We start from the raw sequence: 8,702 nt of genomic DNA on the forward strand, positions 1-8,702 counted from the left end.
CGCAGCCGGCCCCGCTGGCCGGGGCGCTCGGCGCGCAGATCGGTGAATTGGTGGCGCGACTGCACCGGTCCGAGGGCGTCGAGGTGCGGACCGAGGTCGCGGTGGCCGAGGTGCGCGGTGCCGGCCACGTCGATTCCGTGGTGCTCACCGACGGCGCCGAGCTGACAGCCGACCTGGTGGTGGTCGGCGTCGGGTCGCGGCCGGCCACGGAGTGGCTGAACGGCAGCGGAATCAAGGTCGACGACGGTGTGATCTGCGACGAGGCGGGACACACCAGCGCGCCCAACGTGTGGGCGCTGGGCGACGTCGCCTCCTGGCGCAACCCGATGGGACACCAAGTGCGCGTGGAGCATTGGAGCAACGTCGCCGAACAGGCCAGGGTCGTCGTGCCAGCGATGCTCGGCCAGCAGCCGCCGTCGCACGTGGTCGTCCCCTACTTTTGGAGCGACCAGTACGACATCAAAATCCAGTGCCTCGGCGAGCCGCAGGCCACCGACATCGTGCACCTCGTCGAAGACGACGGCCGCAAATTCCTGGCCTACTACGAACGCGACGGCGTCGTGGCTGGGGTCGTTGGCGGCGGCATGCCCGGTAAGGTCATGAAGACGCGCGCCAAAATCGCTACGGCCGCGCCGATCTCGGAAGTGCTGGCTTAAAACTCGCCCAAGTAGAAGCGGCCGCCCTGGTCGTCGACGCACTCGGCGGTGATCCCGTAGGGTTGCCGCGCCGGCTCCTGCAGCACGGTGCCGCCAGCCTCGCGCACCCGAGCGACCGCGGCGTCGATGTCGGCCACCGCCCACATCGGCACCGTTGTCGGACGGGAAGCGCCGCCGGCCACGCCGGCCATCGGGTGCACCGGGCTCACCTGCCAGCCGTCGTCGACGCGGCCGGGCTCGAACGACCATCCCAGCACACGGCCGTAGAAGTCGCGGAATACCGCGGACTCCGGCACTTCGTATGTGACATAAGACAATTCGCCCGGGCCAGAGCCGTTGAGTTCCGGGCGCTTCTGGGCGCCGGTCGGCTGGTAGACGGCGAACGCGACACCATGCGGGTCGGTGGCGTCGAGCACCATTCCATACTCGAACTCGCGCGGCTCACCCGGCACCCCGCCCGCCTCGGCGATCGCCTCGCGAGCGGCGTCCAAGTCGGCGACCGCATAGCAGCAGAACAGTGTGGGAGGCCCGTCGACACCGAAAATGCCCGTCGGCATGTCGGTGTTGGTGACGTGGTGTGCGGCCTGGTCATAGGTCCAGCCCAGGACATGGCCGTAGAACGCCGCCGCGCGTTCGGCGTCGGGAGTCCACACCGACACGTATCCGATGTCGCCGTGCTGGATGGCCGCGACCGTACCGCTCAACGGGCCACTGAGCATCCATCGGTGACCGAACGGATCGACGATGGTCGCGTTGCGTGCGCCGTAGTTCTCGTAGACCTCACGCTCGACGGTGGCTCCGCGTTCCCGCGCTCGCTGCAGCGCCGCATCAGTGTCGGCAACTTGCAGCATGAGACTAACCGAAACCCCTCCTCGCTCAGGCGCTTTCAGTCCAAGCTCGGGATACTCGTCGGCCAGATACAGCACCCCGCCCGCGATGGCGAGTTCGGCGTGCCCAATTCGGCCGTCCTCCATCATGATCGGCTCGCCGACCGTGGTGCCCTCGAAGGCGTCGGTGTACCAGGCGATCGCGGCGCGGGCGTCGGCGACACACAGATAGGGAATCGCCGCAGCGCGCGGCACGGTGCGGACCGCTTGCGCAGATGGTTCAGCCAGTTCGGAAAGGGCTGCGATCGTACCGCTCATGACGACTCCTTCTGTTCCGGTGGGCAGGGACAGCGCCGATTCCAGGCGAGCGCGCAGCCGTGCCGCGAACTCCGGATCTGGTTGAACCGGAAGGTCATCGGCGCGCAGCACGTACAGTGGGTCGTGTTGCCGACTCATGACGTGCCTCCTTCCGGGTAGTGCTGCCTGAAGGCCCGGCGAGCGCGGACCAGAAGTGCTTCGGTGGCATGTACGGTGCGCCCGATCAGTTCGGCGCATTCAGGCACCGAGCAGTCATCCATGTAGCGCAGCACCAGCACCATGCGGTGCGGCTCGGACAACCGCGCCAAGACGCTTTCGGCGACCAGGCGATCGAGTTCGGCGTCCCAGTTGTCGTCAGCCGAGTTTGGCTCGGGGAGCTCCGCGACCGGGACGGTAAACCGGTCGCGCCGGCGGCGATAGTGGTCGGCGAGCTTATGCCTTGCCACACCAAGCAGCCAGGGCACCTCGATCGGCGGCGGGTCGTCGTTACGGGCGGCGTCCATCGCCGCCAAAAACGTTTCCGACGTCAGGTCCTCAGCGGTTCCCCGGTCACCGCACCGCCGGACGAAATACCCGTAAACCGCCGGCAGGGCCTGGTCGTAGAGCGCCAACATTGCACGCGGAGCATCACTGCGGTCCGGTTGGGCGCTCACATCCTTATCGTCGCGGTGGCGCGGCGAACTCCGACGCCGTTGCGGCGAAAAATTTTCCGCCCACATTATTCCCAGATCACCGGCGGGCCGTGCGGCGCGCAGTCGGCCAGCACACGGTCATCGCCGCCCGGCCAGCTGCGGACCCGCAGCAAGAAGGCGTGCGGGGTGTCGGGAGTGCGGCGCTGCGGCTCCAACATGAGATGCGCGAATGGAGCGCGGGCCGTCGCGCAGGCCGCGACTGCATCGATACCGGCACGGACCGCGGCCTGTTCGTCACCCGAAAGGTATTGCCAGGTAATCGAATGCCACAGGACGGTCAGCGCGCCGTCGGCCAAGGCCAGCCCGGCCACCGCATCCGCTGCGGTGCTGCGCTGAAGCCGGGCGGGAACACGCCGGGCGATGCTGATCGCGCCGCGCAACCGGTCCATGCGAACGGTCATGTCGGGCCAGACGTAGCTCAGCAGCGTCAGCTCACCCTCGGCACCGGTGGCGTCGATGGGCGCGATGTCGTAGCCATGCCGTTCGGCTATCTGCACCGCGTCGGCGGGCGGCAGCTTGCCGCGCCAGGCGTCGTCGATTGTCACCGGCGAGTCGGCCGGTCCCCAGTGACCGCCGCGATAGCGGTAATGGTAGTGGTCGGCGCGCAGGTTCAGCCCGGCACTGGATCCGATTTCGAAAAGCCTTACCGGCAGCCGGAATTGACGTCTAAGGATCAACAGGCCGCCGATGAGTGCAGCCGATCTGCCGACCTCGTTGGTTTGCGGCGGTTGATGCAGGGCAGCGCGCAGAGGGCCGATGTGTTCGGCGGCGGTAGCGGTGATATCCGGCCAGGCCGCGTCGGCGTTCCAGGTTCCGTCGGTGCTCGGGTACCAGCGGCGCAACGCCGGCGCGCGGCCGTCGAGCACCAGCCGGTGCAGGCCACCGAGCAGTCGAAGCGGTATCGCCAGTCGACCCGGATCGCTTTCGTGACCCGCCAACACGGCCGCGAAGACACCGCCGGCTTGCACGTCGGCGACCACGCGGTGGAGCAGTTCCCCGTACATCGGGGAACCCAGCGCCGCGCACGCCCGGCCCTGCGAACGCAGGGTGGCCAGCAGGTGCTCGGTGTCGCTCACCGGTCTAGCTGGTTCAGGCCGGCGCCGACCACATCGAACGCGTCGCCAAGCGCTTGTGGCAGCGAGACCGACGGGTCGTCCAGCCAGTGCTCGTAGGCGCTCAGCGCGACGCCCAGCATCATCCAGGCGACGGTCTGGGGCAACAAGTCGGTGGTCTTGGTGCCCGATCGGCGGGCCACGAACGCGGCGATGACCTCCCGCCATCCGGCATACATCGTCATCGAGTAGGCCTGTAATTCGGCGGTTTGCAAGATGACCCGCATACGCTGCCGGTGCCGAAGGGTCTCAGACTCGTCAAAGGTGTTGAAAGCCAATAGCGCTGCCCGTAACGCCTCGCCGAGCGGCACCTCGGGGTCGACCTGGTCGAGCAGTTCTCGCAACTGCTGCAGATGACCGTCGAAGTCGCCCCACGGAATCGCGTTCTTGGAGGCGTAATAGCGGAAGACCGTGCGACGGGCAATCCCGGCTGCCTGCGCGACGTCGTCCACGCTGACGTTCTCGAATCCACGGGCGGCGAACAGCCGCAACGCGACGTCGGTGATGTGGTGCGGTGTCGTCGAGCGGCGGCGGCCCACCCGGGACTCAGGCACCATAGACCCCGCCCTTCCATTTCGACACTCGATGCCATATTCTGACGAAGATTGTGACCGGCTCGACCCCGACTTGTCGAGTCCTCAAGGAAGGCGGCTTCATGGAACACGACACCGACACCAACACCGAGCTCGTCACCGAGACCCTGGTAGAAGAGGTGTCCATTGACGGCATGTGCGGGGTCTACTGACCGTGCCGACGCCGGCCTGCGCGCGGGAAGCGCAGCCCGCATTGTCGCCGGGTTTCGACCCCGGTCGCGGCTGGCAACTGCATCGACAAGTGGCACTGCGTCCGGAGCCATTCGGCGCACTGGTGTATCACTTCGGCACCCGTAAGCTGTCGTTTCTGAAGAATCACACGATCGTCGCGGTGGTGCAGGCGCTGGACGAGCATCCGGACGTCCGATCCGCTTGCCGCGCAGCAGGACTCAACGACACCGAATTGGCTCCCTACCTGCACGCGCTAGGTGTGCTGGCCGCCTCCAACATGATCATTCCTCGGGAGAACACGTGACGACCGCTGTCCCGCGGCTTGTCGAGCAGTTCGAACGCGGGCTGGACGCGCCGATCTGCTTGACCTGGGAGCTGACCTATGCCTGCAACCTGGCGTGCGTGCACTGCCTGTCATCGTCGGGCAAACGCGACCCGCGGGAGCTGTCCACACAGGAATGCAAGGACATCATCGACGAGCTGGAACGCATGCAGGTGTTCTACGTCAACATCGGCGGCGGCGAACCCACTGTGCGACCGGACTTTTGGGAGTTAGTGGACTACGCGACTGCACACCATGTCGGCGTGAAGTTCTCCACCAATGGAGTCCGGATCACCCCCGAGGTAGCCGCCCGGTTGGCCGCCAGCGACTACGTCGACGTTCAGATTTCGCTCGACGGCGCGACCGCTGACGTTAACGACGCCGTCCGCGGGCCCGGCTCCTACGTCATGGCGGTGCGGGCGCTTGAGAACCTGGCTGCGGCAGGCTTTTCGGACGCCAAGGTCTCCGTCGTGGTGACCCGGCACAACGTCAACCAGCTCGATGACTTCGCCGCGCTGGCAAGCCGTTACGGCGCCACGCTGCGGATTACCCGGCTGCGGCCATCAGGCCGCGGGGCCGATGTCTGGGACGAGCTGCACCCAACCGCCGAGCAGCAAATCCAGCTGTACGACTGGCTGGTCGCCAAGGGCGAACGCGTGCTGACCGGTGACTCCTTCTTCCATCTGGCGGGGCTGGGCGCACCCGGTGCACTGGCCGGCCTCAACATGTGCGGAGCCGGCCGGGTGGTGTGCCTGATCGACCCGGTGGGTGACGTGTACGCCTGCCCGTTCGCCATCCACGAGCGCTTCCTCGCCGGAAATATATTGCGCGACGGCGGGTTTGACAACATCTGGAAAAACGCTCCGCTTTTTCGCGAGCTACGCGAGCCACAGTCGGCCGGCGCGTGCGGAAGCTGCGGGCACTACGACAGCTGCCGCGGCGGCTGCATGGCGGCGAAGTTCTTCACGGGTCTGCCGATCGACGGACCCGATCCCGAATGCGTGCAGGGCCACGGCGTGGCGGCGCTGGCGCGCGAACGCGTCAAGCCGCGCCCGGCCGGCGACCACTCGCGTCGAGGCGCCGGACCGGTGCCGTTGACGCTGACCGCCCGTCCGCCGAAACGCCTCTGCGACGAGAGCCCGGTCTAGTCATGGCCCGCGATCTGTGGTTTGAGACGGTCGCCATCGCCCAGCAGCGGGCCAAGCGCCGGCTGCCGAGATCGGTTTACTCTTCGCTGATCGCCGCCAGCGAGAAGGGTGTGACCGTCTCCGACAACGTCGAGGCGTTCAGCGAACTCGGTTTCGCGCCGCACGTCGTGGGTGCTGCGGGCAAGCGTGACCTTTCCACAACCGTGATGGGGCAACAGATTTCGCTGCCCGTGGTCATCTCTCCCACCGGTGTGCAAGCGGTTCATCCGGACGGTGAGGTCGCGGTAGCGAGAGCCGCCGCAGCGCGCGGCACCGCGATGGGGTTGTCTTCGTTTGCCAGCAAACCGATCGAAGAAGTCATCGCCGCCAACGACAAATTGTTCTTCCAGGTGTACTGGTTAGGCGGTCGCGACGCGATTGCCGAGCGGGTGGAACGGGCACGTCAAGCCGGGGCGGTGGGGCTGATCGTCACCACCGACTGGACGTTCTCGCACGGACGCGACTGGGGTAGCCCGAAGATCCCGGAAGACATGAATTTGCGCACGATGTTGCGGCTGTCGCCGGAAGCGCTCACCCGGCCCGCCTGGCTGTGGAAGTACGCCAAGACCATGCGTCCCCCGAATTTGCGGGTGCCCAACCAGGGAAAGCCCGGTGAGCCCGGCCCACCGTTTTTTGCCGCCTACGGCGAATGGATGGCGACCCCACCGCCCACCTGGGCGGACATCGCCTGGCTGCGGGAATTGTGGGGTGGCCCGTTCATGCTGAAAGGCGTCATCCGCGTCGACGACGCTAAAAAGGCCGCGGACATTGGTGTTTCGGCAATCTCGGTGTCGAACCACGGCGGCAACAACCTGGACGGTACACCGGCAACCATTCGGGCACTGCCTGGCATCGCCGAGGCAGTCGGCGACCAGATCGAGGTGTTGCTGGACGGCGGCATCCGGCGCGGCAGTGATGTGGTCAAGGCGCTGGCGCTGGGCGCGCGAGCGGTGATGATCGGCCGCGCCTACCTGTGGGGCCTGGCCGCGGCCGGCCAGCCGGGGGTGGAAAACGTTCTCGACATCCTGCGGTCGGGGATCGACTGCGCGTTGATGGGCCTCGGTCACGCCTCGGTGCATGATCTCGGCCCGGATGACGTCGTGGTCCCGCCAGGGTTTTCCCGTCCGCTCGGCGTCCCCGCGACCGGGGACGGCTAGGCAACTAGATCGGGTCGCGAGAATTCTGATACGTACGGGGCGGCCGTGGCTGAGGTGACGGCAAAAAATTCGTCCGGAGAGCCAACAACCGATGCACGCCAGGTGAATTCGTCCTACCATCTCCAAGTGGCTGTCCTCGCCGAACTCGGGAGCTTGACGTCGAGCCAGCTACAGAGCATGCTGCCAGCAGTCCTTATCCCCGTGGGGTCTACCGAACAGCATGGCCCCCATCTCCCGCTGGACACCGACACGCGGATTGCGACCGCGGTCGCTCAAGATGCTGGCGCGCGGCTGGGCGCGGCGCACTGGCTGGTGGCCCCCGCCATCGCGTACGGCGACTCCGGTGAGCACCAGAGCTTCGCCGGAACAATCTCGATCGGCACCCAGGCGCTGACCACGTTGCTGGTGGAGTATGGCAGGTCGGCCACCTGCTGGGCCCAGCGTCTTGCCTTCGTCAACGGCCACGGTGGCAACGTGGCCTCCTTGCGTCAGGCAGTAACTCTGTTGCGAAGCGAAGGGCGCGACGTCGGGTGGTGCCCGTGCGCCGCGAAAGACGCCGACGCGCACGCGGGCCACACGGAAACCTCTGTGCTGCTTCATATTTCACCAGCCGATGTGCGGACCGACCGGATCCGCGCCGGCAACGGTGCATCGTTGGCACAGCTGTTGCCGTCAATGCGCCGCGGCGGGGTCGCAGCCGTCAGCGAAGTCGGGGTATTGGGGGACCCGACAACCGCGACGGCAGCCGAGGGCGAGCGGATCCTTGCTGAAATGGTCGACGGCTGTGTGCGCCGGATCGCGCGATGGGCTCCCGGCGCCGACGGGATGCTGACATGACCCAGAGCCGACTGCCAGACGGGTTCGCTGTGCAGGTCGACCGCCGCGTCCGAGTGCTCGGTGAGGGCTCGGCACTGCTCGGCGGGTCCCCGACCCGGCTGCTGCGATTGGCTCCCGCCGCCCGAGACATGCTCGACGGTGGTCGCCTGAAGGTCCACGACGCAGTCAGCGCAGAGCTGGCCCGGACCCTGCTGGACGCGACCGTGGCTCATCCCCGTCCGGCGGGCGGCCCGTCACACCGTGACGTCACAGTGGTAATCCCGGTGCGCGACAATGCTTGTGGTCTACGGCGGCTTGTGACGTCGCTACGTGGGCTGCGCATCATCGTCGTCGACGACGGCTCGGCCATCCCCGTGGAGCTGGACGACTTTGCCGGGACGGGCGCTGACATCGAGGTACTGCGTCATCCTCAGAGCAGAGGACCGGCCGCCGCGCGCAACACGGGGCTGGCCGCCTGCTCAACCGACTTCGTCGCTTTTCTGGATTCCGACGTGGTGCCCCGCCGAGGCTGGCTGGAAGCCCTTCTCGGCCATTTCTGCGACCCTACCGTCGCGCTCGTGGCGCCGCGCATCGTCGGTCTGCCGCAAAGCGACCATCTGCTTGCGCGTTATGAAGCGGTGCGTTCGTCGCTGGACCTCGGACAGCGGGAAGCGCCGGTGATCCCCTACGGGCCAGTGTCTTATGTCCCCAGCGCAGCGATCATCTGCCGCACCAAAGCGCTTCGTGAGGTCGACGGGTTCGACGAGACTCTGCGCGCGGGTGAGGACGTCGACTTGTGCTGGCGGCTGGTGGAATCCGGTGCCCGGCTGCGCTACGAGCCGATTGCGCTG

At 67.0% G+C, this 8,702-nt stretch carries 11 protein-coding genes; 7 read left to right on the forward strand and 4 right to left on the reverse strand.

Going from position 1 to position 8,702, the window contains the following annotated elements; all coding sequences use genetic code 11:
• The coding region (locus tag VFA16_RS22440; RefSeq protein ID WP_324969952.1) for an FAD-dependent oxidoreductase at positions 1–656 on the forward strand (656 nt) is incomplete at its 5' end.
• On the opposite strand, the gene VFA16_RS22445 is transcribed toward VFA16_RS22440, so the two are convergent.
• The 4 genes from VFA16_RS22445 to mftR form a co-directional block, all read right to left on the reverse strand.
• Positions 653–1,939 carry a VOC family protein gene (locus VFA16_RS22445; RefSeq protein WP_324969953.1) on the reverse strand — a complete coding sequence of 429 codons (1,287 nt, stop codon included), beginning with the start codon at positions 1,937–1,939 and terminating at the stop codon, positions 653–655. The genes VFA16_RS22440 and VFA16_RS22445 overlap by 4 nt on opposite strands.
• Complete coding sequence (locus VFA16_RS22450; RefSeq protein WP_414687788.1) at positions 1,936–2,415, reverse strand: RNA polymerase sigma factor; 480 nt, start codon at positions 2,413–2,415, stop codon at positions 1,936–1,938. Before VFA16_RS22450 ends, VFA16_RS22445 begins: the two co-directional genes overlap by 4 nt.
• 104 nt (positions 2,416–2,519) lie before the next feature.
• Positions 2,520–3,569, reverse strand: a complete 1,050-nt coding sequence (locus tag VFA16_RS22455) for a DUF2332 domain-containing protein (RefSeq protein WP_324969955.1) — start codon at positions 3,567–3,569, stop codon at positions 2,520–2,522.
• Complete coding sequence (mftR, locus tag VFA16_RS22460; protein WP_324969956.1) at positions 3,566–4,162, reverse strand: mycofactocin system transcriptional regulator; 597 nt, start codon at positions 4,160–4,162, stop codon at positions 3,566–3,568. The genes VFA16_RS22455 and mftR overlap by 4 nt, the downstream gene beginning before the upstream one ends.
• A gap of 98 nt (positions 4,163–4,260) precedes the next feature.
• Between mftR and mftA the strand changes: the two genes are divergently transcribed.
• The 6 genes from mftA to mftF form a co-directional block, all read left to right on the forward strand.
• On the forward strand, positions 4,261–4,350 hold the full coding sequence (gene mftA / locus VFA16_RS22465) for a mycofactocin precursor MftA (protein WP_324969961.1): 90 nt from the start codon (positions 4,261–4,263) through the stop codon (positions 4,348–4,350).
• A gap of 2 nt (positions 4,351–4,352) precedes the next feature.
• Complete coding sequence (gene mftB / locus VFA16_RS22470; RefSeq protein ID WP_414687789.1) at positions 4,353–4,673, forward strand: mycofactocin biosynthesis chaperone MftB; 321 nt, start codon at positions 4,353–4,355, stop codon at positions 4,671–4,673.
• The gene (gene mftC, locus VFA16_RS22475) at positions 4,670–5,839 is read left to right on the forward strand and encodes a mycofactocin radical SAM maturase (protein WP_324969957.1); all 1,170 of its coding nucleotides are present in this window, start codon (positions 4,670–4,672) and stop codon (positions 5,837–5,839) included. Before mftB ends, mftC begins: the two co-directional genes overlap by 4 nt.
• Before the next feature lie 2 nt (positions 5,840–5,841).
• Positions 5,842–7,035: a pre-mycofactocin synthase MftD gene (mftD, locus tag VFA16_RS22480; RefSeq protein WP_324969958.1), complete on the forward strand. Its 1,194-nt coding sequence runs from the start codon at positions 5,842–5,844 to the stop codon at positions 7,033–7,035.
• Positions 7,036–7,137: 102 nt separating this feature from the next.
• Positions 7,138–7,872, forward strand: coding sequence for a mycofactocin biosynthesis peptidyl-dipeptidase MftE (mftE, locus tag VFA16_RS22485; RefSeq protein ID WP_324969959.1), 735 nt, complete (start codon positions 7,138–7,140; stop codon positions 7,870–7,872).
• On the forward strand, positions 7,869–8,702 hold an 834-nt coding region (gene mftF / locus VFA16_RS22490), incomplete at its 3' end, for a mycofactocin biosynthesis glycosyltransferase MftF (RefSeq protein WP_324969960.1). The genes mftE and mftF, both read left to right, overlap by 4 nt.

This window comes from Mycobacterium sp. (assembly GCF_035653355.1).
In the GTDB taxonomy this organism is placed as follows: domain Bacteria; phylum Actinomycetota; class Actinomycetes; order Mycobacteriales; family Mycobacteriaceae; genus Mycobacterium.

Coding starts and splice junctions, on each gene's coding strand:
- VFA16_RS22445 (WP_324969953.1), bottom strand. CDS start 1,939: ATGAGTCGGCAACACGACCCACTGTACGTGCTGCGCGCCGATGACCTT.
- VFA16_RS22450 (WP_414687788.1), bottom strand. CDS start 2,415: ATGTTGGCGCTCTACGACCAGGCCCTGCCGGCGGTTTACGGGTATTTC.
- mftR (WP_324969956.1), bottom strand. CDS start 4,162: ATGGTGCCTGAGTCCCGGGTGGGCCGCCGCCGCTCGACGACACCGCAC.
- mftA (WP_324969961.1), top strand. CDS start 4,261: ATGGAACACGACACCGACACCAACACCGAGCTCGTCACCGAGACCCTG.
- mftD (WP_324969958.1), top strand. CDS start 5,842: ATGGCCCGCGATCTGTGGTTTGAGACGGTCGCCATCGCCCAGCAGCGG.